Annotated in this window: 22 protein-coding genes and 1 riboswitch; of the genes, 12 read left to right on the top strand and 10 right to left on the bottom strand. The window is 45.6% G+C overall.

The window, feature by feature from the left end; genetic code table 11:
• Window positions 1–80 precede the first annotated feature (80 nt).
• Window positions 81–2,348: an alpha/beta hydrolase gene (locus NST45_RS24980; protein WP_248549105.1), complete on the top strand. Its 2,268-nt coding sequence runs from the start codon at window positions 81–83 to the stop codon at window positions 2,346–2,348.
• A 129-nt stretch (window positions 2,349–2,477) separates the two neighbouring features.
• On the opposite strand, the gene NST45_RS24985 is transcribed toward NST45_RS24980, so the two are convergent.
• Window positions 2,478–3,527 (bottom strand): lactonase family protein, encoded by a 1,050-nt coding sequence (locus NST45_RS24985; protein WP_280753301.1) that lies wholly within the window; start codon window positions 3,525–3,527, stop codon window positions 2,478–2,480.
• 250 nt (window positions 3,528–3,777) lie between these two features.
• Between NST45_RS24985 and NST45_RS24990 the strand changes: the two genes are divergently transcribed.
• The 3 genes from NST45_RS24990 (at window position 3,778) to NST45_RS25000 (ending at window position 6,110) form a co-directional block, all read left to right on the top strand.
• Window positions 3,778–4,038 (top strand): GlsB/YeaQ/YmgE family stress response membrane protein, encoded by a 261-nt coding sequence (locus tag NST45_RS24990; RefSeq protein ID WP_036682650.1) that lies wholly within the window; start codon window positions 3,778–3,780, stop codon window positions 4,036–4,038.
• Between the two features lie 207 nt (window positions 4,039–4,245).
• On the top strand, window positions 4,246–4,746 hold the full coding sequence (locus tag NST45_RS24995; RefSeq protein ID WP_076185218.1) for a cytochrome c biogenesis protein CcdC: 501 nt from the start codon (window positions 4,246–4,248) through the stop codon (window positions 4,744–4,746).
• 401 nt (window positions 4,747–5,147) lie between these two features.
• On the top strand, window positions 5,148–6,110 hold the full coding sequence (locus tag NST45_RS25000; RefSeq protein ID WP_076185219.1) for an L-lactate dehydrogenase: 963 nt from the start codon (window positions 5,148–5,150) through the stop codon (window positions 6,108–6,110).
• Between the two features lie 99 nt (window positions 6,111–6,209).
• Here the strand turns inward: NST45_RS25000 and NST45_RS25005 are convergent, their stop codons facing one another.
• Both NST45_RS25005 and NST45_RS25010 read right to left on the bottom strand, forming a co-directional pair.
• The gene (locus NST45_RS25005) at window positions 6,210–8,252 is read right to left on the bottom strand and encodes a methyl-accepting chemotaxis protein (protein WP_254848740.1); all 2,043 of its coding nucleotides are present in this window, start codon (window positions 8,250–8,252) and stop codon (window positions 6,210–6,212) included.
• Window positions 8,253–8,432: 180 nt separating this feature from the next.
• Window positions 8,433–10,676, bottom strand: coding sequence for a heavy metal translocating P-type ATPase (locus NST45_RS25010; protein WP_339824101.1), 2,244 nt, complete (start codon window positions 10,674–10,676; stop codon window positions 8,433–8,435).
• A 264-nt stretch (window positions 10,677–10,940) separates the two neighbouring features.
• Here NST45_RS25010 and NST45_RS25015 point away from each other — a divergent pair, with 264 nt between their 5' ends.
• Window positions 10,941–11,702 (top strand): CPBP family intramembrane glutamic endopeptidase, encoded by a 762-nt coding sequence (locus NST45_RS25015; protein WP_076124584.1) that lies wholly within the window; start codon window positions 10,941–10,943, stop codon window positions 11,700–11,702.
• A 430-nt stretch (window positions 11,703–12,132) separates the two neighbouring features.
• Here NST45_RS25015 and NST45_RS25020 read toward each other — a convergent pair whose 3' ends face one another.
• The 7 genes from NST45_RS25020 to NST45_RS25050 all read right to left on the bottom strand — a co-directional run bounded on the left by NST45_RS25020 (window position 12,133) and on the right by NST45_RS25050 (window position 17,667).
• A complete protein-coding gene (locus tag NST45_RS25020; protein ID WP_036682656.1) occupies window positions 12,133–12,498 on the bottom strand; it encodes a metalloregulator ArsR/SmtB family transcription factor in 366 nt (121 codons plus the stop codon).
• Between the two features lie 100 nt (window positions 12,499–12,598).
• The gene (locus NST45_RS25025; RefSeq protein WP_036682657.1) at window positions 12,599–13,333 is read right to left on the bottom strand and encodes an ABC transporter permease; all 735 of its coding nucleotides are present in this window, start codon (window positions 13,331–13,333) and stop codon (window positions 12,599–12,601) included.
• Window position 13,334: 1 nt separating this feature from the next.
• The gene (locus NST45_RS25030; protein WP_076101308.1) at window positions 13,335–14,051 is read right to left on the bottom strand and encodes an ABC transporter permease; all 717 of its coding nucleotides are present in this window, start codon (window positions 14,049–14,051) and stop codon (window positions 13,335–13,337) included.
• A complete protein-coding gene (locus tag NST45_RS25035) occupies window positions 14,048–14,959 on the bottom strand; it encodes an ABC transporter ATP-binding protein (RefSeq protein WP_036682661.1) in 912 nt (303 codons plus the stop codon). Before NST45_RS25035 ends, NST45_RS25030 begins: the two co-directional genes overlap by 4 nt.
• A 70-nt stretch (window positions 14,960–15,029) precedes the next feature.
• Entirely contained in the window at window positions 15,030–16,457 is a 1,428-nt protein-coding gene (locus NST45_RS25040; RefSeq protein ID WP_076103828.1) for a HAMP domain-containing sensor histidine kinase, read from the bottom strand.
• The gene (locus tag NST45_RS25045) at window positions 16,454–17,128 is read right to left on the bottom strand and encodes a response regulator transcription factor (RefSeq protein ID WP_339824104.1); all 675 of its coding nucleotides are present in this window, start codon (window positions 17,126–17,128) and stop codon (window positions 16,454–16,456) included. The genes NST45_RS25040 and NST45_RS25045 overlap by 4 nt, the downstream gene beginning before the upstream one ends.
• Window positions 17,129–17,247: 119 nt before the next feature.
• Window positions 17,248–17,667 (bottom strand): pyridoxamine 5'-phosphate oxidase family protein, encoded by a 420-nt coding sequence (locus tag NST45_RS25050; RefSeq protein WP_076103826.1) that lies wholly within the window; start codon window positions 17,665–17,667, stop codon window positions 17,248–17,250.
• Window positions 17,668–17,827: 160 nt separating this feature from the next.
• Between NST45_RS25050 and NST45_RS25055 the strand changes: the two genes are divergently transcribed.
• From NST45_RS25055 to NST45_RS25085, 7 genes are all read left to right on the top strand, one after another.
• Entirely contained in the window at window positions 17,828–19,048 is a 1,221-nt protein-coding gene (locus NST45_RS25055; protein WP_076103825.1) for an MFS transporter, read from the top strand.
• Window positions 19,049–19,120: 72 nt separating this feature from the next.
• Window positions 19,121–20,584: a hypothetical protein gene (locus NST45_RS25060; protein WP_051491254.1), complete on the top strand. Its 1,464-nt coding sequence runs from the start codon at window positions 19,121–19,123 to the stop codon at window positions 20,582–20,584.
• A 158-nt stretch (window positions 20,585–20,742) separates the two neighbouring features.
• A riboswitch (TPP riboswitch) is annotated at window positions 20,743–20,853 on the top strand.
• Window positions 20,854–21,014: 161 nt separating this feature from the next.
• A complete protein-coding gene (locus NST45_RS25065) occupies window positions 21,015–22,064 on the top strand; it encodes an ABC transporter substrate-binding protein (protein WP_076273109.1) in 1,050 nt (349 codons plus the stop codon).
• A 560-nt stretch (window positions 22,065–22,624) separates the two neighbouring features.
• A complete protein-coding gene (locus NST45_RS25070) occupies window positions 22,625–22,918 on the top strand; it encodes an MTH1187 family thiamine-binding protein (RefSeq protein ID WP_036682688.1) in 294 nt (97 codons plus the stop codon).
• On the top strand, window positions 22,915–23,676 hold the full coding sequence (locus NST45_RS25075; RefSeq protein ID WP_339824106.1) for an ABC transporter permease: 762 nt from the start codon (window positions 22,915–22,917) through the stop codon (window positions 23,674–23,676). The genes NST45_RS25070 and NST45_RS25075 overlap by 4 nt, the downstream gene beginning before the upstream one ends.
• A gap of 34 nt (window positions 23,677–23,710) precedes the next feature.
• On the top strand, window positions 23,711–24,544 hold the full coding sequence (locus NST45_RS25080; RefSeq protein WP_076107449.1) for an ABC transporter ATP-binding protein: 834 nt from the start codon (window positions 23,711–23,713) through the stop codon (window positions 24,542–24,544).
• 150 nt (window positions 24,545–24,694) lie between these two features.
• Entirely contained in the window at window positions 24,695–25,312 is a 618-nt protein-coding gene (locus NST45_RS25085) for a hypothetical protein (RefSeq protein ID WP_339824108.1), read from the top strand.
• Window positions 25,313–25,395: the final 83 nt, after the last annotated feature.

Below are 25,395 nucleotides of genomic sequence, written 5' to 3' on the forward strand. Positions count from 1 at the left end.
TTATTGATGCTATAAAGTAATATTATTGCTACAGCTTATGGGTTAAGAGAAATTACCGCTTTATGTCAGGGGAGAGAGTCATGGGTATGGATTTAGAGTACGTCCCTGCGCCGTTGAAACCGCGGCTCCACAGACGTATGGCTCAAGAAATTGGACGAAGAATTAGGGGAACCTACCGTTACGATACAGCAGTTTGGAGAACAGCTATAGCTGGTCTGTGGATAGTATGCTTTTTAGCCTTTAGTACTGCCGTGTTAGGCATTCCTACTGGATTAGGTAAACCTACCGATATCGCTCTTGCTGCAGGTGCAGGCACTGTCCTGCTGGCGATTTCCGGCAATATCTTGGCTGTTCTGCTAGCGTTGACCGGACTGCGTATCCCAAGATTATTCGCAGGCTGTGTATTGAGTGATTTTGGAGCTATTCTACTAATCTTATATTATGCGGATTTTGAGATTGAGGCTGCGGTTGTCATTGCGGTCGTGCTTGCACTGCTAGGAGCACTAGGCGGATTAGCCATTGGCCTGCTCCGCAGCAAAAGAATAACACTAGGACTTCTGCTAACAGTGGCAGTGACTTTTTCCCCACTTGCGCTGGCAAGCGGAGTGCAAGAACTGCCTATTTCAGAGTCGGTCGACATCAACGATACGGAAGTTGTTCCACTTACAGCCTCCGATCCTGGAAAACCAGGTAATCTAGCTTATCAGACCTTCACCTATGCCAGTGGTACCGATCTACATCGTGCCGAATACGGTAAGGATACAAGCTTGATATCCTCTACGGCCGATGCTTCTGCTTATATTAAGGATTGGTCAAAGCTGCGCACTTTATTCTGGGGTTTCGATTATAAGGCACTTCCCTTGAATGGTCGCGTATGGATGCCAGAAGGCGAAGGTCCATATCCAGTAGTACTGATGGTGCACGGCAATCATATGATGGAAGATTACTCTGATGGCGGGTACGCTTATCTCGGCGAACTATTGGCAAGCCGGGGATTTATCGCGATCTCGCTCGATGAGAATTTCCTGAATTATTCTGCTTGGTCCGGTATTCCGGACAATGATTTTAAAGTACGGACTTGGATCCTACTGAAACATTTAGAGCAGCTAGCAGACTTTTCAGATGATCCGGGCAGTCCTTTTTATCAGAAAATAGATTTCACAAAAACCGCCCTGCTCGGCCATAGCCGCGGAGGACAAGCCGTAGCTATGGCCGCGGATGCCACTCGTTGGTTCAAGGATGATCCGGTGATGGCGGCAGTTAATCGCTTTAATATAACCTCTGTAATCGCGCTTGCACCAACGGACAAAACGATAGATGACCAGCAAGCCCGTCTCAAAGACATCAATTATTTGACCCTGCAGGGAGCCCGCGATGGAGATGTACATGATTTCTATGGTGATCGGCAGTATATACGTACCTCCTATTCCCAAGGATCGTCTGCTTTCAAAAGCTCACTGTATATTGCGGACGCCAATCACAGTCAATTCAACAGCGATTGGGGCGGGTATGATCAGACCTTGCCAGCTGGACTCTTCTTAAATCGGGCACAAATCATGGATGCAGACAAACAACGGCAAATCGCTAAGGTCTATGTATCAGCTTTCTTGGAGACCACCTTGCATGAAAAAGAGGAATACCAAAGCTTGTTCCGGGATTATCGCAGCGGGCTGAAGTGGTTACCAGATACCGCCTACTACAATCGATTCCAAAGCGGGGGATATCGTCCTGTAGCCACATTCGACGATGACCGTAACAAAAACACAGTAGAACTGGGAACAGCAGAAGCATCGGGTGTTTCTTGGTCAGAAGAGCTGGCTAAAGACCGGGAGTCAAAAAGCAAAGCCACCTATGGTGTTGTCCTTGAACGCACAGCCAGCAAAAACGAAGAAGCTTATTACAACATTAAGCTTAACGACAGTGTCCGTACTGAAACTGCTCTTTTAGGGGCAGATGGCCTTACGTTCTCTATGGCAAATCTGAATGGTGACCTTAGTGAAGAAATGGATGTTCCACTACCTCCAAAGGTTGAGGTGGAGTTAACTGACCATAATGATACCTCAGCCCGCTTGACGCTGGATGAAGTAATGGACATACTGCCGCTTCCACAAACTCAGTTCACGTTATTCCCATGGCTTGAAGAGCGGATAAACGATGGCAAATACGGTGACCTTTCCGAAGCTGTATTTCAAACCTACGAGATGCCGTTCGAACAATTTCAAGAGGAAGAACCAGAGCTGGATCCTGACAACCTGACGGAAATCACCTTCTATCTTGATGAAGAAGGCGACCGGATCATGCTGGATGACATCGGTTTTTACGATTTAGGTATCCGAAATACATTTTAAAAATCACTTGCTATTATCCTTAGGTCTTCATTTGCAAAATAGGGCTATTCCCAACCTCCACTCACGAAAAAATGAATGGATTACGGGAATAGCCCTTATTTTTACGACATACAATAACCTAGTCTCAGCCTACAACGCTTGCACACAAACAGGTGACTTCATTTCCAATTCATTTCCTGTAGGGATTAATCTGCCACTCTCACTATCGATGGAGAAGGAGGTAATATTATCACTATTCTGATTAGCAGCAAGCAGCTTATCCCCAATAATTGCAAAGTTACGCGGAGTACGCCCGCCGGTACCCTGCCAATCCACTGCTTCAAGCAGACCCGTTAATTCATCGATATGGAACAGGGCGATACTGTCTTGTCCCCGATTGGAGACATACAGGAATCTGCCACAAGGGGAGACATGAATATCGGAAGCTGTATCGTCACTACCGGCAGTATAATTATCAGGAAGCGTGCTAAGATGCTGTAAAATATTTAGATTTGCATCCTGTTCATCATTAGCAAATGCCGTTACTGTACAATTCAGTTCATTCGCCAGGTAGATCCATTGTCCAGAGGGATGCACCGCCAGATGACGTGGACCTGAACCAGGTGGCAGATTAAGCTCACGATGTTTTACCAGTTTGCCCTCTTCAGGGCGATAGATCACAATTTGATCCAGTCCCAAATCGCACACCAGCACATGTCTACCACTTGCGTCCGGAATGACAGAGTGCGGATGCGGAGCCTCCTGACGGTCTTCACGAATGCCTGAACCCACATGTTTTACTTGGTCGGACATCTCTTGAAGCGAACCATCTTCATTTACAGGAAAAGCATTAACATTGCCTCCCGAGTAATTGGAGACGAATATGTAATCTTCCTTAGGACTAATGGAGACATAACAAGGAGCGCCACCTTCCGTAGGACGACTTCCAAGTGATTTCAACGCTTTAGTTGCAGGATCAATTGCATATGCGTAAACCTCACCTTGATCCTTCTCACTAACTGCATACAACACGCTGCCTGCTTTATTCACAGCTAAAAACGATGGATTCTCAATTCCCTCGGTACCCTCAAGAATTCTCATTTCCCCCGACAAAAGACTAAGCGCACATAACTGAATCGCCTTCTCGTTCTCAGAGTTATACGTTCCTACATAAAACAATGCCTCATTAGCCCGTTCCATAATAGTGGCTCCTTTATCTTTTATGTATTGTATTACTTCTTACTTACCCTTTACTAATAGGGGTTTACTCATAATTTTATAATATTTTTTCACTATAGCATGTTTATAGTTGTAATACATTATCGAAACTGCATTTAGAGCCTACTTCCTAACCATTCCGGAAGAAGTAAGTTTTTCCATGTGGTTTAAAGATGGTCACAAAGGTTAATAGTAGACATCGCAAACAACAAAACGAAGGAGTTGAAGTAACATGAGTTTTCTATGGATGTTAATCGTTGGTGGGGTTATTGGTTGGTTGGCTGGTCTGATTATGGGCAGAGATATTCCTGGTGGTGTTATCGGTAATATCATCGCTGGTATTATCGGTTCATGGCTGGGTGGCGTGCTTCTGGGAAGCTGGGGACCTAAAGTAAGTGATTTCTACTTCTTCCCTTCTTTGATCGGTGCCGTTGTGCTGATCTTTATCGTGAGCCTTATTCTTCGCTCGACAAGTGGACGCAGCCGTTCGTAAGTCTGGGCTGAGATAATAATATTCACATCAATAAATCCTCGTCAGAGTATGCTCTGGCGGGGATTTTTGTATGTATCGTTCCTTTAAGAAAAAATTCCTCTGCTGGAATTGTTGCGGGGATGGAGCCAATACACTTCAATGTTTTGCCATCGTTTTTCTGTTATAATGAAGATACAAGTGACTGAAATCATAGAGAGGTCGTGTATCATGGGTAACATAAACCCCTCGCTTCTACATATTGGCTCCACATTAGGGGCTTTGTTCATGGCGCTGATGGTTATTTTCATTCGTCTAAAAGCAAGCGCACGTCCGGTTACCATTCGAAAAATATGGATTCCACCTCTCGGTATGTCGACGGGTTTTGCCATGTTTGTGGCACCTGCGGTCAGATTCCCATTATGGTGGGCGGCAGTCGCCTTTTTGATTGGCTGGTTCATCTTCGCGTATCCTCTTATACGCAGCACCCACTTTGAACAACGTGATGGACAAATTTACGCTCAACGCTCCAAGAGCTTTGCGTTTATCCTGCTCGGACTTCTTCTAGTCCGCACTTTACTCCATGAATTTATTAACCGTTATGTGTCTATTCCACAGTCCGGTGGTTTGTTCTTTATTTTAGCCTTCGGCATGATTGTTCATTGGAGATTTTTTATGTTCAAGCGTTATAAGGCTATGACCTCCTCAGTGAGTCTGCTGCCGCAGCCATGATTATCAATAATAATCCTAAGAAGCCATCTCAGGGTTCTTACCCGATATCCTTGAGATGACTTCTTACCTCTTGTAACTCAAGCTTATGTTCTCCTCTGCTTTTTTCTACTTTACACCCTTTTCTGACATCAATTAGCCATCCTCTTATTACATCCTCTTTAAGTACTTTACATACACTATAGGGATAGATCTCCTGAAATATCTAACTCATCATGTCACTTGTTCAGCATTAAACAGAAAAAAATATAATCTTTGTAAGTCCGATGTCAGGTAACTTGCGAAGGGATACGTTAAACTATAAGCATACCTAACGATAAGCTTCCAAAAGACCTGAATGCTGAAATAAATATCATTTGGAAGCCTATACTGCGTATAACTTTTAGAGAGTGAGGACAAGGCAATTGAAAAGTAAATCGAGAAAAGTAGCCATCGTCGGGGCCGGAATGGTGGGTTCAAGCTGTGCTTACTCCATGGTTAATCAGGCCATTTGCGACGAAATTATGATGATCGACCGCACCTATGATCGGGCTATGGCACAAGCACTTGATCTCTCGCACTGTATGGATTTCACAAGCACACGCACAAAGGTGTATGCCGGAACCTATAGCGATTGTGCAAAAATGGATGTAGTTATCTTAACCGCTGGTGCTAATCCAACAGCCGGGCAGACCCGACTTGACGTACTGGAAGCCTCTGCGGTTATTACTCGAGAAATTATCACCAACATCATGGCTGGGGGATTTGATGGAATATTCGTAGTCGCCGCTAATCCGGTCGATATTGTCACTTATATGGTCTGGAAAATATCAGGTCTGCCTCGCCACAGAATTATTGGTACCGGGACCTCCATTGACTCGTCGCGCCTAAAAACCCTGCTCTCCGATGTGTTCTCCATTGACCCGCGTAGTGTTAATGGCTACGCCTTAGGTGAACATGGCGAATCTCAATTTGTAGCTTGGTCCCATGTAACAATTGGCGGCAAGCCTATTCTGCAAATTTTAGATCAGCATCGCGAGCGGTTCCCGCATTTGGATCTGGAGGATATCTCGCGCAAGACAAAAGATGCCGGCTGGGAAATTTTCACCCGCAAAGGCTCCACACATTTCGGGATTGGCAGCGCACTTGCCTACATTACCCGTTCGATCCTGAATGATGAGCACAAAATCATCGCCGTATCCGCCATTCTAGATGGAGAGTACGGACATAGCGGTGTATGCACGGGCGTGCCCGCCATCATAGGCAACACTGGGATTCAAGAGCTGCTGGAGCTTAATTTAAATACAGAGGAAACCCAGAAATTGAACAACTCCTGCAACATTGTACGTGCAGGCATCGAGAGCCTACAGCTGGAAGACAGCGTTTAATTCATAAAAAAATCGCTACTTTGGGAATTGGTGAGATCACCCGCCAGCTCCCAGAGAGCGATTTTTTGTATTATTAGGAGATGAATCTCAGTTTATCTCCTACTTTTTAAACTTTTCGATTTCTTCTTTCAGCACAGACATCACTTCATTAAGTGATTCCGCTGAGGACACGACATCCTTCATAATCTCTGTCTGCTCCGCTGAAGCTAAGGAGACCGCCTGAGCATTCTCAGCAGATTCTTTAGCTATTCCGAGCATATCGGATATAGAAGCCGTTATTTCTTCCGTGCCAGCTGACATCTCTTCATTAATTGCTGACACATCCTGTATTTGCGACGATACTTCACGGATCGAAGAACGGATATGATCAAAGGAAACACCGACGTTTTGCATTTTCCCCATTCCATCGCCAATTTCCTCAATACTCTTCTTCATGGAATCCGCTGCACTTGTTGTTGAAGACTGAATGCCGCCGATTAGCTCCACTATACTAATGATGGAGCTGTTTGTCCGCTCTGCTAACTTCTTCACCTCATTCGCAACTACACCGAAGCCACGACCATGTTCTCCAGCTCGGGCAGCCTCAATAGAAGCATTCAAAGATAATAAGCTTGTCTGATTGGATATCTCAGAAATTACATCCACAATTTGTCCGATTTGTTCCGATTGCTCACTTAATTTGCCAATCATCTCGGCTGTCTGATTAGCTGTGGAACTGATAACAGCCATCTGTTGCAGTGTAGATTGGATTTCCAAATAGCCACTCTCTACTTCTGAGTTGACCGTCTCAGCCTGATCTGATACCGCTGCAGAGGACTCAGCAATACGTTGCAAACCTACGGCCATCTCTTCCGTTGCTCTTGCGGATTGCTCGGAGCCTCTAAATTGCTCTTCCATTCCTTGAGCTACTTCTTGGATAACTGTGGCAACCTCTGCTGAAGTATAGGACGAACGTTGAGCCGATTTCAGCATTCCTTCTGAGGAATAAGTAACCTCCACTACTGTTGTATCAATCTTGTTGACAATACCGGAGAGTGTCTCAATCATATCATTGATATTTTGACTCATCTCGCCGATCTCATCTCCGGACTGCACTTTAACCCTCTCATTTAGATGACCCTCTGCCACCTTTTTCATAGTCGAGGAAATAGCTTTAATGGGTCTAACGATAAGACGAGTAAGGTACAGTGAAACAAAAATTATGACAAGTATAACTGCCAGTAAGATGAACATTGCTGTTCTTTGTGCAGAGGTCACTTTGGCAAAAACCTCTTTCTCCGGCACTGTTACAAGAAGCTTCAGATCGGTATCTGGAATTGTCTTAAAGTATGTAATGACTTTCTTACCATCTTCGCCCTTATAAGTTTCGGACCCCTCTTTGTTGCTCAAAATCTTGTCAACGACCTTCTGAAGAGCCGGCTCTTTAGCGTAATCGGTAATTTTTTTGCCCATACGACTGACGTCTGGATAAGTATAATACATGCCATCATTTGAGATTACGTATCCAAATCCGGTATCCGCCATAGTAATTTCATTACTCATTTGGGCAAGAACTTCAGGAGTAATCGAGAAGACAATACCTCCCATAAATTGCTTATCCTTATCCATGACAGGAACTACGATCGGAATGATATATTTATCAAGCTGCTCCAGATAGGACATTTCCCCCAACACAGGCGCATGTGTTTCTTTCGCTTTCAAGAAATAGCTCGCATCTGCTACATTTGCGGTCATGTTCATCATATTGGTTAACTGGCCGTCTTTACTAATGACACTGTAACCTTCTGTCTCACTGTCACTTTCCTCCAGCACTTCTATCACAGGGAAGATACTTGCCGGATTTGTAAAATCGAACTCAGGATGCTGGGACACCAGATCCTTTACGGACGAGGTTTTGTTGGATAGCCACTCATCCATCCGGAATGTGTTCGTATTAATGGTGTCCTGCGCCATTTGCTCACTGTCTGTGCGTGTGACATTGCCGAAATAATCAAGTAAAAATATGGTCGCTACCATGAGCGGCACGATTGCAATAGCTAATATAACAGATGACCACTTAAGTTGAATTGACGTCGCTTTTCTCTTCGTTACATTTTTTCTCATTTTTTTCATCTTGTTTCCTTTCATTTCATTTTCATTCACGATGAAATAGCCTCCTCACTCCATTTGTTATAATATCTCCTGATGTGGATATATCTTCTATATCGGCAAAAATAGACAAATTCTTTGCTGGAGAATAAAAAAAATAAGCCCTAAGACCCCTAAAACCGGAATCCTAAAGCTTACTTTTGTTGAAATCATTTATTTAAACACCAAAGATTCTTAACCTTCGTCTTGCACTTTTAAAGCTCGGATACTGTTCAGTACGGCAAGTACGGTTACCCCTACATCTGAGAATACTGCCTCCCACATCGTGGCAATCCCAAATGCACCGAGCAGAAGGAATATAGCTTTTACACCTAAAGCAAAAATAATATTTTGCCATACGATGGCTCGAGTATGCTTGGCAATTCCGATAGCTACAGCAATCTTCGAAGGCTCATCGGTCATAATTACAATATCTGCTGCTTCAATGGCAGCGTCGGAACCAAGTCCTCCCATAGCGATGCCGACATCGGCTCTAGCCAGTACAGGAGTATCATTAATTCCGTCTCCGACAAAAATAATCTTCTCGCGTGGAGACTTATCACGATCCAGCTTCTCGATGGCCTCTACCTTATGCTGTGGTAAAAGCTCTGCGTGTACCTCATCTACCCCTAACTGCTTCCCTACATCTTCAGCTACGGCGGAAGCATCACCTGTCAGCATCACCGTCTTGCGTATACCCAGCTTTTTGAGGCGCTGAATGGCCTGCAGTGAGTCCTCCTTCACTTCATCAGCGATCACCAGATAACCTTCATATTGATGATCTACTGCAATGTGAACAACGGTACCGCTCTGCTCTGGGACCTCATAAGCAATTCCCTCACGCTCCATCAGACGTGCGTTACCTGCAAATACGGTCTTGCCTTCGATAGTTACTTCGATACCATGACCAGAGATTTCATTGTAATTGGAGATAGCTTCCTTAGAAATCTGTTCACCATAAGCCGTCCGAATCGACTCAGCGATCGGGTGATTGGAATGGCTCTCCGCATAAGCGGCTGTCCGCAGTAATTCATCCTTAGATTTGCCACCCGACGGATAAATCCCCGTAACCTTAAACTGTCCCTTGGTCAACGTTCCTGTTTTATCAAAGACAACTACCTTCACATCATTTAGGGCTTCCAGGTAGTTACTTCCCTTAATCAGAATACCGCTGCGTGAAGCTGCACCAATCCCTCCGAAGAATCCCAGTGGAATCGAGACCACAAGCGCACAAGGACAAGAGATTACGAGGAATACAAGCGCACGGTAAATCCAATCCGAAAAAGTTGCACCACTGATCAGCAGTGGAGGAACGACGGCCAGCAGGACTGCTGTGATCACTACTACAGGCGTGTAGGCACGTGCAAATTTAGTAATAAAGTTCTCGGTTTTAGCTTTGTTGCTTGATGCATTCTGCACTAGCTCCAGTATTTTGGATACGGCCGATTCTCCAAAGGTCTGAGTAACTTGCACAGTAATTACGCCGTTCCGGTTAATAAAACCACTTAACACCGCACTTCCTGGACCAGCTGATCGTGGTACCGACTCTCCAGTAAGTGCAGATGTGTCCATCATGGCGTTACCTTCAAGTATTGTTCCGTCAAGGGGTACCTTCTCACCGGGTTTAACAACAATCAAATCTCCGATGGCTACTTCCTCTGGTGAGACCTTCCTCAGATCATTTCCAAGCTTGAGATAGGCAAACTCGGGGCGAATATCCATAAGTGCCGTAATAGATCGGCGTGAACGATTCACGGCCAGACCTTGGAACAGTTCTCCAATCTGGTAAAACAGCATTACTGCCACGCCCTCTGGATACTCACCAATCGCAAATGCACCGATAGTTGCCAGAGCCATCAGGAAATTCTCATCAAACACCTGGCCACGGATGATGTTCTTAACCGCCTGCCAGACAACTTCACCACCCACGATAAGATAGGCTGCCAAAAAGATCAGTAATTCAACTACTCCATTCACGGGCAGGAATATCCCAGCTAGAGCAAGAATTCCACCAGCGCCTAACCGCAGCAATATTTTGCGTGTATCACCTTCCCCGTGCTCGTGAGTATGACCATGACCTTCAGCATCCTCATGACCATGATGATGTCCAGCAGCTTGATGGACGTGCTCATGACCATGCTCGTGATCATGCGTATGTTCATGAGCGCCACTATTGCGCGCCTTGTGATTGCCCCCAACCTTCTCTTTCACATTTACGTGGGGCTCAAGTGCCTTCACCGTCTTCTTCGCTTCTACAATCGCTGACTCCTCATACCCTGCGGCAGTTTCCAACGTCATTGTTTTTGTTACAAAATTAACGGAACAAGACGATACACCTTCAATCTTCTTCACCTTATCTTCAATTTTCATCGCGCAATTGGCGCAATCCAAGCCTTCTAATTCCCACTGACGTTTTAATTTTCCTTGCATTGTATCCATACGGCACATCTCCTCAAATAAAAACCATATATGAGCACTTGTTCATATGTTATCTTAGCCCTATTATATTCCCTTTATATTTCAAGGTCAATACGCGATATACACCATTTTTCTACATTATCTTAAAAATTAAATCAATTGACCTTTACGAGAAAATATGTAAAATCATGTATGACCCAAAGTAAGTTTCTTACATACGAATGACCCCATTATCAATGAAGCTCGATGGGCAAATGATTTACACAGAAGGGATGAATTTAGAACATGTCAAAGCTAGCCAAAACGTCTTCTTTTTCACAGAAACACCCTATTTGGAGCGTAGTTATTATCGAAGTGTTATTACTTGTAGCCGTAACTGCCGCCGGGGCTTACGCAACAATTAAGGAACTTGCGTACACCGCCCCTGTACTTATCTCCTTCATCCCAATCGCGCTTGTACTCATCATCTACTTTACAGTTAAGCGCAAATGGAGCACGCTTGGCTTCCGACCTCTAAACACCATATCCTCGGGCAACTGGATCTATTATGCCCCGCTAGTAGTGGTCCTGATTACCATATCCTTTAAGGGATTTCGTGAGATCAGTGCATCTGAGGTACTGTTCTTTATCTTCTTCACCCTGCTGGTCGCTTTTGTGGAGGAAAGTATCTATCGCGGTTTGATTTTTAAGACCTTGCTTCCTAAAGGGGCTAAAACAGCAGTGATCACTTCAAGTATTCTTTTCTCTATTACCCACTTACTTAATGCATTATCCAGCACTGATATCACACAAATTCTTCTACAACTCGTATATGCGCTTCTGATCGGTTTTGCGCTAGCCTTGTTGATGCTAAAAAATAATAATATTCTTCCGCTGATATCCTTTCACTTTATACATAATTTAATTCAGTTTGTGGGCAACGATAATACGAGTGAATACATGGGAATCGATCTATTTATCCTGCTAGTGCTTGCTGTGCAATGTGTCTGGCTAGTGTTGTCCTTTAGAAAACCAAACCTAACGAAGAACCTAAATCAAGCCAGCTAATAAGCTAAATCCTTACTTCGAAATACAAGGCTTCAGTGGATTTAAACGCATTGGTTAACCCCGACGCAGCCTGGTTTAATTGAGGTGCTACTTAGTTTAGTTGAGATGCCACCTAGCTTCATTAGAGCAATATTTGTCGCAACCCACACAGCTAACGGACCCAGTTGACCCTAAAAGCAGTATTATCCCCGATTTAGCATATTATCGGACCCCATAGCTGCTATAGGCATGAAAAAGAGCAAAATCAGACCTCTTTCTAAGGAATAACTGCACTGAGGTCCGCAACTCTGCTCAAAAAGCGATAATTGTGCAAATAACGTCAGCTGGGTCCGTAAGCCGTAGCGGATGGTTAGGACTCGTCGGCATAATAAAAAGAGGGACTCCCAAAAGCCATCCAATGGCTGCTGGGAGTCCCCCTTTTTGCAACTAGCTATTCGTGTCGGACATGCTCGTGGGTCTGCAAAAAGATCTGCTCCACATGCGCATCGTTCAGCGAATAGAATACCGTTTTCCCCTCTTTACGGCGCTTCACGATCCGTAGATTCCGTAAATAACGGAGCTGATGGGATATCGCAGATTGGCCCATATCAAGGATCACGGACAAATCATGTACACATAATTCTTGCTGGGACAAAGCGTAAATGAGCCGCACTCGTGTTGGATCACCCAACGCTTTGAACATTTCTGCCATTTTATCAGTAATCCCACGGTCTGGCAGGATCAATGCAATGGATTCCGGTTCAAGCTCTGAACCCTTGCATGTATTGTCGCAATCTTCTAATGCCGTTGGCTCCATGCTCTCGCCCTCCTCCATCTTAGCTAATTATATTCTTTAATTATAAGAAAAACAGCACGGGATGTCCATTGAGGAGGAGTTTATAGCCTCTGATTATGAATTAGACTGCTTTACGATAAAAGGAGATTAGTCCTGCGGCAAAAAAGACAATCAAGCTCCCTCCCACTATCATCATCAGTGTCTCTAAAGGCAGATTAAAGGCACCAAATCCGTCATCACCATAAGGACTCATGGCTAACATCGGCTGTACCCAAGGATAATAGGGGCCGTAGGTTGAAGAATTAGCGATCAGTATATTGGGAATGGTCAGACTCACATTCAGCGCCAGCGGTGCGCCGAAGCTGCTCCAGCTTTGCGAGATCGCCAGCTGCAATGCGGCGAGTGGTAGGCAGGCTACAAAGCCGCCAAATACTGATTTTAGCAGTAGAGCCCAAGGGATTGGATCTGGAGCCCCACGGAACAAACCCATTCCCAGCACCATAACGAGGAACGTTATTTGCACAGCAGCCAGCAATCCGATGATCATCACATATTTTGAGAGATACACCGACAACCGGGTTACAGGCAGAGACAACAATAGCTTCCAGCCACCGTCATGATGCTCATAACGACAGATCAGGGCCGCAAAAATGCCTGAAAGCACAGGCAGAAACAGCAAAGCATGCATCATTGACATCACACTTAACAGCAGCTCCCAAGTCATCTTCTCGCCTTGATTATCCGATAACAATCCGGGAACCAGTGATAAAACCGGACTTCCTATGACTAAAAGCCAAACATATGATTTAGACATTTTTAATCGCTCTGAGGATAATACTCTCCAAAATGACTTCATCTTAATCCACATCCTTTCGAGCGAAATGCACTGCACCCGGCAAAAACACCAGCATTCCCAGCAGCAGACCCGCACCGCTGAACAAGAGGCGATTAGAGGAGTCCCACGCCAAATATGGCCATGTTAAAGGCACCCACTCCGAAAGGAACATGGAGAAAAATGACGTCAAGGATAATGTGATCCCCAGGGCAACCGGCAGTGTCTGGTTACGATTAGCCAGGGAAAGCCACAGCTGTAGCGCGATGACCGGCAGAGCCGCAATATAGGACATAAAGCCAATTCTGAGTACATCCACATAAGGAATAAGATCAGCTTTGAAGCCCAAAATAAGCCCTAAAACAACTATCCCCACTGAGAGCAACAAACAGGAAACTGCCACAAGCAGCAGACAGAGCGTTAGCTTAGCCATAAACACTGAAGTACGGGAGATAGGCAGTGCCAAGAGCTGCTTCCACGAGCTCATCTGATGTTCGACATTTGCAATCAGCGAGCATACTAAAGTGCCTCCCAGAAAAAGAGCTGTGGGCACAAACCCGGACACATTATCCAGTAGTCCTCCCCATAAATCCGCGCTATACTGCTGACGCAGATAATCATAACGAAGGCCAAAGTTAAGGCCCTGCATGGCTACTAGACCAATCGGTCCTAGAAACACTAGAAACCAAATTCCTTTGCCGCGGATTTTAAGCCAATCCGCTGACAACGCCCGCCACATCATGATTCCCCGCCTCCCACAACCTGTAGGAAGAAGTCCTCAAGCGATTGTCTCCGCTCCTCTACACGATAGACAGCGTGCCCATTCTCTACCAAAGCTTTGACTAGCAGCGCTACTCTTGCATCGTTCATTCTTGAAAAAATCAGTTTTTGCTCATGTAGTGTCCCTTCATACCCCCGGCCTCCAGCGAGACGTAACGCAGACTCTGGTTCCGAAACCGCAAGGCGTATCTCGCCAGCAGCCTGTTGTTGCAGATTAGCTATTGTATCTTGGTACACCATTTGCCCTTGGCGAATAATACCCACGGTATCTGCCATTTGTTCAATTTCACTAAGCAGGTGACTGGATACTACAACCGTAATTCCTTGCTCCTGTGGCAAACGTTTGATAAGCCCACGAATTTCCTGAATCCCTGACGGGTCGAGTCCGTTCGTTGGCTCGTCCAGAATAAGCAGCTCTGGATTCCCTAACAAGGCAGCTGCGATACCAAGTCTCTGCTTCATCCCGAGGGAGAACCCTTTGACCGGACGTCTCTCTTCCCCGGTTAGAGAAACAATATCTAGCACCTCAGCGATTCGTGACTTCGGAACATCCAGAATGCGGCGGATCGCTTCGAGATTGTCCACAGCGCTCAGATGCCCATAATACGAGGGGGATTCGACAAGCGACCCTACCTTCCGTAAAATTTGCAGCTTATTCTTCCGAAGATCCTGGCCGAACACTTCAATTTTTCCAGATGTCGGTGTAATTAGGCCAAGCAGCATACGGATTGTTGTAGTTTTCCCAGCTCCGTTGGGACCCAGAAAACCATAAATCTCACCCTTGCGGATATTTAAATTCAAATTTTCTACCGCAGCCCGGCCACGATATTTTTTCAATAAATCCTTAGTTTTAATCACTGTTTCTTCCATGTTCTTCACCTCGGTATACAGCATAACGTCCCAAGGTTAAGAACAAGGAAGTGCCAAGTTTAAGTTTTGTTTAAATTTCACGACGCGGATCAAAGATTACAATAGAAGTGCCTTCGCCTGTGCTCTCCATAACCCATTCCAGCTCCATATGCTTCATCAAAAGATCGACGATAGACAATCCCAAACCTGCCCCCTTGTAATCGGATGGACTCTGAATGCCTCGACCATGATCCGCAATAATTATGGCACGTTGTTCATTACGTTGCTCCGTTGAGATCCCGACATAATGCCCGCTGCTGGCATGTCGTACAATGTTTTGATACAAATTATCGAGAATACGGCGGAACCAGACCTCATCCACCCTCCAGAATAGCGGTTCGGCTTCCAGGTTAATATCAATGTCGAAGCCCTCTTTTTCCCATACGGGGTACCAAGCAGCCGCACTTTCCCGCAACAAGCGTAAAACATCTTTACGTTCCAGCTTTAAGGTTACCCGTCCACTATTGAGCAGATTGTAAGATAAAAGATTCTCGATCAGGACGCTAAGATCCGCAATACGCTCATCCATAAGCTGTAAGGACTGCTTACCTTTTGAGGTCAGATCCTCTTTGGTCATAACATGGATATGGCTGCGAATGACGGTTAGAGGTGTACGTAAATCGTGAGATAGATTCGAGACTAGACGCTTACGCAACTCTTCCTCTTCTATTTCCCTGCGTCGGCTTTCATCCAGTTTGGTTACCATCGTATTAAAAGCTTCCTCCAGGCGACCGATCTCGTCCAGTTTGCCTGTCACTATAGACTTAGGCATTCTATCCGGGCCTGTAATCATCATCGCGGTTTGCAGTTGCAATAGCCGTTTGCGAATTTTTCTAAAGAACATCCACGAAACCAGAGCGAACCCTCCAAAAAGGGTAAATAACACAAAGTTATACCAAGCCCAAGCCCCTAATCCCCCATAAGCCCCTTTGTTCAGCAGCTCACTTGGAATTTGCATCACTATAAATCCCTTGCCTGCCTCCACCTTGTCCCCCACGAAAGCAACGATGGCTAAAGGATCACGATTCGTACTTTCTTTCATAAATGAAATAGCCTCAGCCGCAGTCCACTGATCAGGAACTTCATGGTAAATCTTATCCGTATCCCCTTCATCAGGTGTGAGAATCAGCTGGGTTTTTCCCTGCCCGTCTACCCAAAACATAGTAGTCTCAGTGTATTTTCGACTCAGTTCATGCAGCCGCTGATTTATGGCTTCCGAAGAAGCATTTTCTAAGTGAAGTGCCTCCTTATGCCACATAGTCTCCAGCGGTGCAATATTCGAATACAGGGATGTATCTACAGGCGGGGCACCTTTAGTCACTTCGTTAACAATATTGTAGCCAACAAAAGACAGCGGAAGGACCACAGGGATAAATAGCAGTGCAGAAACGATAATTAGCAAATACCCTGATAACAAAGAGGAATTGCGTTTCTTGCGAATGCGCTCCAATCCTCTCATGCTCTTACCCGGTATCCGATCCCACGGACAGTTTCGATAATTTCCGGATTACCCGGATCAAGCTCCATCTTTTCGCGCAAATAACGAATATGTACCATCAGAGTTTTATCCCCTTCGATATAAGCCTCACCCCACACGGCCTCGTAGATCTGCTCCTTCGTCATAATCTGGTTAAGATGACGCAGCAAATAGGAAAAAATCTGAAATTGCTTGCCTGTAAGCATGATTTCTTCCTGAGTCTGAGCATTCATCACGCGGTTATCCCCTTCATATACGACTAGATGTTTAAGTGTGAGCGAATCCTGAACAGATGCCCCATTCCTTCGGAGCAGCACCTCGATTCGAGCGGCCAATTCATCCGGATGAAAAGGCTTGGTCAAATAATCATCCGCGAATTCCAAACCTTGCAGCTTATCATCAATCGAGGTTCGGGCAGAGAGCATTAAAATGGGCAGCTTAGGGTAGGAACGTTTCAATCGTTGCCCGATCGTAAACCCATCCAGACCAGGAAGCATAACATCGAGAATAGCCAGTTGGCAGGCGCCCGCTTCTTCCATCGCACCTTCGCCGCTCCGTAGCCAGCGGACACTATATCCTCTTTCGCTTAAATCAGCAGACACTACGCTGCCAATCTCACGATCATCTTCAATATATAACAGAGTAACGCTCATGTAGCTTTAGCTCCTCCCCGATATGAATACCTAAAAAGTTGAAGTCATTATAACACATCAAACAGCCCTCCTACCCCATAGGGGATAGGAGGGCTGTTTGATCAATTCAAGGCTATAGCTTATGGCTGCCATACTCCATGCTCTTTATTGCTACCTACATACTCAATACGTGTTGGAGTAAGCTCCAAAATCACATAATTAGGATCATCAGGTCCAGTAAACCATGGCTCCAGCTCTTTATTCCATACCTTGGAGCGCAAGCCTTCATCCTTAGAGACGGTAGCGGTCGCTTCAATCTCCAGCAAATCTTTGCTTCCGCCGGCCTCATAGCCAAGCAGTACAAAAGCATTCGGATTATCGGATAACTCCTCCACTTTATGAGTTTTGCGATTTGTAGCCAAATAAATCTTCAAACCCTCATGGAAAATGGCCATATAACGTACTTTCGGCTTATTTCCTTCTTCGATCGTACCAAAGGAACCGAACTTGTTGTCATCCAATGCTTTAATAATGAGTTGTTCCAGTTGTTTGTTATCCATTACGTAAATCTCTCCCTTCAAGCATGTAAACAAAAGTTTATATATCCAAGCTCACCGTTTGGATTTATCATAACAATGGTGCTTATTATAATGTACCCTTCAGGTTCACATTGAATCCGACCTTACTCCATAAACTACATCAAGATAAGGAGCTTACTTCGTGAAAAAACTGATTTGGATCGGCTGTCTCTCCTACTTCGTTATCGGTCTGGCACATGTTGTGCTGGGATCTATTCTGCCCGTTCTACTGCAACATTATGATCAAAATTACAGTGCTGGCGGTGAATTAATCTTTAGTCAATTCGCTGGTTTTCTAGCAGGCGTGTTGGTCTCTCCCCTACTTAATCGCCGCTTCGGTAAACGTGGAGGCATCCTCATTGCCACCAGTCTTCTAATAGTTGCAGAAGTTGCCTATGCCTTTCTACCGCCTTGGGGCTGGATGTATTTTATCGCTGTTGCCGCAGGTTTTGGTTTCGGGATGATCGAAGCGGTTATCGGCACCATCATTATTGGTGCTGTAACCGAAGGAACGGCTATTGCGATGAGCCGGCTCGAAGTTCTATTCGGGATAGGCGCACTCGTGATGCCGCTTATCGCCAGTCCGCTCATTGCTGCCGGAGCGTGGAGATTGGCCTTTCTAATCGTCGCTGCCTTCTCTTTGATTTCTCTTATCCTCTGGGCAAGAGGACACTTCGGTAATCTACAACGCATGCTGGATGAACGTGCCTCTGTCCAAGGAGCAGACAATTCGCATTCCTCAAGCTCACGTTCTAACAAAAAATTTCCGTATAAAGGTAAGCAATGGATTCTGCTAGGGATCTTCATCGTTTTCTTTTTTCTTTATGTAGGCACAGAGATGAGTTTAGTCAACTTTATGCCGGCTATCTTTATTGCCAAGCTAGGGATGACAGAGTCTGCGGCAGCACTGACAGTCACTTTCTTTTGGCTGGCGATGTCTACAGGAAGATTGTTTGCGGGTGTAATTGCCGAAAAAATATCTTATCGCGTGTACATTCTCAGCAGCTGTTTACTAACCTTGTTACTGCTGACACTCTTTCCGTTCACTGAAAATCGTATGGCTGCTTTCATTGTAATTCTGCTGCTGGGGCTGTTTATGTCCGGTATTTTCTCCATTGCATTGGTTTTCTCCAGCAAAATGCTGCCTGGCACCGAAGAGTCAACACCCAGCATTATGATTGCTTCCGGAGGCGTTGGTGGTGCTTTGCTACCTCTGTTTACGGGCTGGTCTATGGACCATTTAGAAGTGGCACAAACAGCCGGATTACTTGCCACTTTTGCTGCCTTCTTGTTCCTGCTAAGCATTGCCGCATGGAGATTCCAAGCCAGGCAAGCGGTGGAAGGAAAGAGTTCCCGTATTTAGAATAGTATCAACGTTATCCTTTTAGGGTAATGTGATCTATAAGCATATTCTGAGCACAAGGATGGACAATGAATGAATGAGTCTTTAAATGAGTCTTCAACTGAGCCTTTGTTACATACTGCGCTTATGCAGTTTATATTTCCCTTCTCTATAAAAAAGGGCGATTCTAAGCAGCTTATCCAGCAATTACAGGACGACGGATTCACACGTTTTTTTCTGGATAACAAAGAACTGGAAGCTGCCTATTATGGAGAAGGTTACTGTGTTTCCCATGAACGAATGGAGCGCACCTATTTACCGTTTGCCGCACACGTCCTTTTTCCGCGCAGGAAGGATGCCGACTCGTTTCGCCGTTTTTCCAGAGTAAATAATCTCGACTGCATTCTGGAGATTCCGCAGCAATCTATATTTTTCAAAATTCTCTCGACGGATATATTCATATGTCCCTTTCAGCTTGGATTCGTGACGATACGTGTCCAGCTGGAGGGGGATTCGATTCCCTTTAGTATTGCCCTAGAATTCGCGGATCGTTTCCGTGCGCTAGAGAAAACCTTCATACAGGATGACTACACTTATATTCATTGCGGGGAACAGACCTATGAGATGGTAGAGGATTTTGTCTTCCGAAATTTGGTGGATGGACTGGAGCCATATCTGGATCAATCGGATATCAATGGGGCTTATTTTGAGACCCTTCCTTTTTTCGTAGATGAAAGAATGCAGGTGCAAGCTTTTTACGGCTTTCAGAATGAAGAAGGTTCTGATGAGATTAGTGTAAATCTACGCTATCGCGCCTCACAGCTTGATGGAATTGATCTGAACGGAAAGCCCTATGCCAGTGCAAGCGATCCAGCGTATATTGCAAACTATTGTCATGAGCATTCCTATAATCGCTGGGGCCCAGACACGTATTATATGATGAATGAGCAGACCTTTTGCTGCATGACCCGGGCTGAACAGGAGATTGCTGTTAGTCTAGCCAACCAGATGTACGGGCAATATTATTACGGATTTTTACTCAATATTTTCCACAAAATCGTTCTGCTGAAGCTCGCCAATATGCACTCCCGACTTCGGATTAATCATGATTATGAGGAAATAGACAATCTAATCTACTCCATCAATAAGTTCTCGGCAAAGTTCTACTTCTTGGAGTTGATTTCCCAGTCGCAGGGCCGGGAGATATTTCTTCAGCTGCGTAAAGTATACGGAAACGACGCTTTATTCGAGGAAGTGAAAGAAACCTTAAATGACCTGTTTCAGTATCAGGATAAGTTTCAGTCCAAGCGACGGGATAATCTGCTGATGATTCTCACTGTATTTACGGTAGTAAGCGGGATTTACGGCATGAATCAGGTCATTGACGATCTGGATGGAAAGATTCAATGGAGTAAAATGATTGGATATTCCCCCTTTGAATTTCTTGCCCTCTTCGTGATCATGAGCGGGATTCTGATCAGCGTTGTCCTCACGCTAGGGGCGCTGGTTAGTGAGCTTAAACGGCGTCACCGCAAGAAATATAAAGATCTAGACTAGCAAAAAAGAAACTACTGGATTGGAAAAATTCAGGAGTGCACTACTAGACATTCCGAGTACAGCCGTCTATAATACACCGTATGCGAGAAATATAAGATATAAAGTATGGGTACAAAACTTATACTTACTTATATTGCACATAGAAATACCCGTTAACTTCATAGAACCAGGGGTGCTGGAATTGGCCGGCTGAGATTGTATCCCACAAGATACTGACCCTTATACCTGATCTGGATAATGCCAGCGTAGGAATCGCCAATTGGTTCTGGTCCCTGTGACCTTGACTAACCTTGCGCCAAGCCAGCGTCCCGATCACTCGGGGCGCTTTTTTTGTAAGATCACTAAAAGATGTAGAAAAACGTACATACTACACTTTACGGTTCATGTTGTGAAGACGGATTTCTTGTAACCTTAAAGGAGAGAAGAAGACATGCACCTCAAAAAAGCACTTACGTTGTGCCTCACCTGTGTACTCATTCTTGCCATTGCCGGATGCGGCAGCAACAATGGGAATACAGCCGGAAACAAAGCAAATGCTACTGATCCAACTGCAGCGGCTGGGACGGATGCTCCAAAAGAGCTCACCAAAGTTAAAGTCGCGCTCGACTGGACACCGAACACGAATCATACCGGTCTATACGTAGCAAAGGATCTTGGTTACTACGCTGAAGAAGGTCTGGACGTCGAAATCGTTCAGCCAGGCGCAGCGGGTTCTGATACTATGGTTACTTCTGGCGAAGCCGCATTTGGCATCAGCGCCCAAGAAGGATTAACGCTAGCCCGTCTACAAGGCGTACCCCTTGTCTCGATAGCAGCTATTATTCAGCATAATACGTCGGGATTCGCCGCTCCAGTAGATCGCAATATTAAATCACCAAAGGATTTCGAAGGTAAAACCTACGGAGGCTGGGGCTCACCAGCCGAAGAAGCAGCCATGAAAGCTATCATGGATCCTGAAGGTGGCGATGTGAAAAAGGTGAAGCTGATCAGTATCGGTGAAGCTGATTATTTTACCGCCGTCAAACGTGACATTGATTTCGCCTGGATTTTCTACGCTTGGACTGGCGTTGAGGCTGAGTTGCGTGGCGAGCCATTGGATATGCTGTACTTAAAGGATTATGCGCCACAGCTCGATTATTACACGCCTGTGCTGACGACGAGTGAGAAGCAAATTGCAGATCATCCTGAGCTGGTGAAGGCCTTCATGAAAGCCACATCAAAAGGTTATCAATATGCTATTGATCATCCGGAAGAGGCTGCCGGTATGTTATCGAAGGCCGTTCCTGACCTGGACGCCGACCTTGTCCTAGCTAGCCAAAAATGGCTTAGCCCAAAATACAAGGACGATGCTGCCCGCTGGGGCGAGCAAAAAACCGAGGTCTGGCAAAATTACGGCGACTGGATGTATGATCTGAAGTTGCTGGATAAACCGCTGGATGCTGCTAGTGCATTCAGTAATGATTTTTTACCGGCGGAGTAGAGAGCGGACTTCAGAACCAAGAAGGTTGGACGTTACTTGAGGAAGGAGGAACGGAGCGTAGTGATGTGCTACGTGAGTACCGGACTTCCCAAGTTCGTTCAAGATTCGATGTCGAGTTTGCTTCCTGAGTTACTTCGTTATCAAAGTTGGCTTTTTGAACTTACCTTATAATTTAAGAGCTCAAAAAGTCGGCTTTCAGAACCAAGAAGGTTGGACGTTACTTGAGGAAGGAGGAACGGAGCGTAGTGATGTGCTACGTGAGTACCGGACTTCCCAAGTTCGTTCAAGATTCGATGTCGAGTTTGCTTCCTGAATTACTTCGTTATCAAAGTTGGCTTTTTGAACTTACCTTATAATTTAAGAGTTCAAAAAGACGGCTTTCAGAACCAAGAAGGTTGGACGTTACTTGAGGAAGGAGGAACGGAGCGTAGTGATGTGGTACGTGAGTACCGGACTTCCCAAGTTCGTTCAAGATTCGATGTCGAGTTTGCTTCCTGAATTACTTCGTTATCAAAGTTGGCTTTTTGAACTTACCATATAAAATGAGAGGATTGATTATTGTGGCTAACACCCTACTAAGCATTCAAGTAATTCCAAAAACTCCGAACAATGAGGATTCCATCCCATACGTAGATAAAGCGATTGAGGTCATTCAAAAATCCGGTGTTAAACATCAGGTGAATCCGCTGGAAACCACAATGGAAGGTGAGCTTAGCGAGCTGCTGGAGGTTGTGCGTCAGATGCAAGAGGCGTTGATCGAAGCAGGCAGTCCAAGCGTAATTTCGCAGATCAAAATCGCTCATAATCCTAACGGAATCAGCATGGATAAATTGACGGAGAAATATCGGCCGTGAGATCGACCTGGAAGCTAATATGGCCGCCCCTTGTGGCGGTCGTCTTCTTTTTAACCGTATGGCAGCTATCTGTATCTGTATTTCATATTGAATCCTGGATTCTGCCGAGTCCTGCTGATATTGCCCGTGAATCCACCAGTAACGCTTCTGGTCTTTGGGCTCATACGATGGCTACGCTGCGGCTCACTTTAATTGGTTTTCCCATCGGTACGGGGGTAGGTCTGATCGTCGCTTTGCTTTTGCATCTTTTGCCTTGGGCTAGACGGGCTTTTTATCCACTCATTATTCTGAGTCAAAATGTTCCCTCCATCGCGCTCGGCCCCCTGCTCATTATCTGGTTCGGCTTTGGTCTTTTGCCCAAAATCGTGCTGATTACACTAGTATGTTTCTTCCCTGTAGCTGTCGCTGCGATGGGCGGCCTGGCCCAAAGTGATCAGGTCATGATGAATTATATGAAAATGGCTGGCGCAAGCAAGTGGCAAATCTTCACCAAGCTGGAGCTGCCCTCTTCTATCCCGGCACTATTTTCCGGTGTAAAAATATCTGCTACTTATGCGGTTATGGGCGCCGTGGTCGCTGAATGGATTGGCGCGGATAAGGGTATTGGCTATTATATGCTTCTGCAGAAATCCGCTTATCGTACGGATCGGATGTTTGTCGCTATTGTTATTATTGTACTTTTAAGTCTTGTACTCTTTGCTATTATTGCATTGCTGGAAAAATGGCTGGTTCGCTGGAAGCCGCACCGTAACTCATAGAAAGGAAGATGCCTGTATGTCTCAAGCGATGCAAATGCAACACAGAACAACAGAAGTCATCAGCTCTCCTGAAGCTCATACCGCGGCACCCGCCCTTGAAGTGAGCGGCATCTCCAAATCTTTTTTCCATCGTCGCCGTGAGACAAAAGTTCTGAATAATGTCTCTCTCAAGGTAGAGCAACAAGAATTCGTTTCGATCGTTGGTCCTTCCGGCTGCGGAAAAAGCACCTTATTCCATATGATTGGCGGCCTTGTGAAACCCGATGCAGGCACGATCCGCATGAACGGTAAGGTCGTTACAGGTCAACGCGGTGAAATTAGTTATATGCCGCAGCAGCCTGCTCTTTTTCCTTGGCGTACGATTGAGGATAATGTGCTGCTTGCTGGGGAGATCAAGGGCGCACTGCGGGATGGAGCCCGCGAGGAAGCACGCCAGTGGCTTGCCAAGGTTGGGTTAAGCGGGTTCGAACATGCTTATCCGCATATGCTGTCTGGCGGGATGCAGCAGCGTGCAGCTTTTCTCAGAGCATTGCTCGCTCCGCAGGAGCTAATGTTGCTGGATGAACCTTTCAGCGCACTCGATGCACTAACTCGCAGTGAAATGCAGCGCTGGCTGCTTGAGCTGTGGGAAGAGAATCGCCGCTCTGTGCTGTTCATTACTCACAACATCGAAGAAGCGTTGCTGCTCTCTAATCGTATCTATGTATTTTCCGGCCGCCCCGGCTCCATCCTGCATACAGTCGATGTGCCGTTTCCGCGGCCACGCCGTGATGAGATTACGGACTCTCCCGAGTTCCTTAAGCTCAAACGCCAGTTGTCACAGTGGATGCGAGAGGAACAAGCTAAAAATAGGCAGCCGCTAGCTTAATCGCTAAGCACTGTAAACTGATATCGCTGGTATAGCGGTGTCAGTTTTTTATTTTGCAGCGATAAACTCCCTAACATATTTACAATTGGTGCGGATGTATCTGCTCATTTAACAAATTTCACTCATCATAGTAGGGATCACATTAAATGTGTGGCGAAAACGGCCTCCGTGTTGGTAATGGATAGTAACCGGGTTGGGCTGGGGGACATTTACGGGATTTATACCGTTGATTTGTTTCGTTGGGCCGGATTCGGCTCATTCTACGGGATTTATACCGTTGATTTGCTTCGTCGGACCGGATTCGGCTCATTCTGCGGGATTTATACCGTTGATTTGTTTCTTCGGACCGGATACGGCTCATTCTACGGGATTTATACCGTTGATTTGCTTCGTCGGACCGGACTCGGCTCATTCTACGGGATTTATACCGTTGATTTGTTTCGTCGGGCCGGATTCGGCTCATTCTGCGGGATTTATACCGTTGATTTGCTGCTTCGGGCTGGACTCGGCTCATTCTGCGGGATTTATACCGTTGATTTGCTGCTTCGGGCCGGATTCGGCTCATTCTGCGGGATTTATACCGTTAATTTGCTGCTTCGGGCCGGATTCGGCTCATTCTGCGGGATTTATACCGTTGATTTGCTGCTTCGGGCCGGATTCGGCTCATTCTACGGGATTTATACCGTTGATTTGCTGCTTCGGGCCGGACTCGGCTCATTCTACGGGATTTTTGCCTTTCTTTTGCCTCTTCGGGCGGAATTCCAGTGACTCAAGGGAATTTATCCCCTTATTGTACCCCTTTAGCTTTTAGCTTGAATTAAATACGAGGCTATGGCATCAACCAGAATCGG

The organism is Paenibacillus sp. FSL R7-0163 (assembly GCF_037969975.1).
In the GTDB taxonomy this organism is placed as follows: Bacteria; Bacillota; Bacilli; order Paenibacillales; family Paenibacillaceae; genus Paenibacillus_AQ; species Paenibacillus_AQ odorifer.

Excerpts from the sequence above, each read along its gene's own strand:
- NST45_RS24980 (WP_248549105.1), top strand. The coding sequence starts at position 81 with ATGGGTATGGATTTAGAGTACGTCCCTGCGCCGTTGAAACCGCGGCTC.
- NST45_RS24985 (WP_280753301.1), bottom strand. The coding sequence starts at position 3,527 with ATGGAACGGGCTAATGAGGCATTGTTTTATGTAGGAACGTATAACTCT.
- NST45_RS24990 (WP_036682650.1), top strand. The coding sequence starts at position 3,778 with ATGAGTTTTCTATGGATGTTAATCGTTGGTGGGGTTATTGGTTGGTTG.
- NST45_RS24995 (WP_076185218.1), top strand. The coding sequence starts at position 4,246 with ATGGGTAACATAAACCCCTCGCTTCTACATATTGGCTCCACATTAGGG.
- NST45_RS25010 (WP_339824101.1), bottom strand. The coding sequence starts at position 10,676 with ATGGATACAATGCAAGGAAAATTAAAACGTCAGTGGGAATTAGAAGGC.
- NST45_RS25015 (WP_076124584.1), top strand. The coding sequence starts at position 10,941 with ATGTCAAAGCTAGCCAAAACGTCTTCTTTTTCACAGAAACACCCTATT.
- NST45_RS25020 (WP_036682656.1), bottom strand. The coding sequence starts at position 12,498 with ATGGAGCCAACGGCATTAGAAGATTGCGACAATACATGCAAGGGTTCA.
- NST45_RS25025 (WP_036682657.1), bottom strand. The coding sequence starts at position 13,333 with ATGAAGTCATTTTGGAGAGTATTATCCTCAGAGCGATTAAAAATGTCT.
- NST45_RS25030 (WP_076101308.1), bottom strand. The coding sequence starts at position 14,051 with ATGATGTGGCGGGCGTTGTCAGCGGATTGGCTTAAAATCCGCGGCAAA.
- NST45_RS25035 (WP_036682661.1), bottom strand. The coding sequence starts at position 14,959 with ATGGAAGAAACAGTGATTAAAACTAAGGATTTATTGAAAAAATATCGT.
- NST45_RS25040 (WP_076103828.1), bottom strand. The coding sequence starts at position 16,457 with ATGAGAGGATTGGAGCGCATTCGCAAGAAACGCAATTCCTCTTTGTTA.
- NST45_RS25045 (WP_339824104.1), bottom strand. The coding sequence starts at position 17,128 with ATGAGCGTTACTCTGTTATATATTGAAGATGATCGTGAGATTGGCAGC.
- NST45_RS25050 (WP_076103826.1), bottom strand. The coding sequence starts at position 17,667 with ATGGATAACAAACAACTGGAACAACTCATTATTAAAGCATTGGATGAC.
- NST45_RS25060 (WP_051491254.1), top strand. The coding sequence starts at position 19,121 with ATGAATGAGTCTTTAAATGAGTCTTCAACTGAGCCTTTGTTACATACT.
- NST45_RS25065 (WP_076273109.1), top strand. The coding sequence starts at position 21,015 with ATGCACCTCAAAAAAGCACTTACGTTGTGCCTCACCTGTGTACTCATT.
- NST45_RS25080 (WP_076107449.1), top strand. The coding sequence starts at position 23,711 with ATGCAACACAGAACAACAGAAGTCATCAGCTCTCCTGAAGCTCATACC.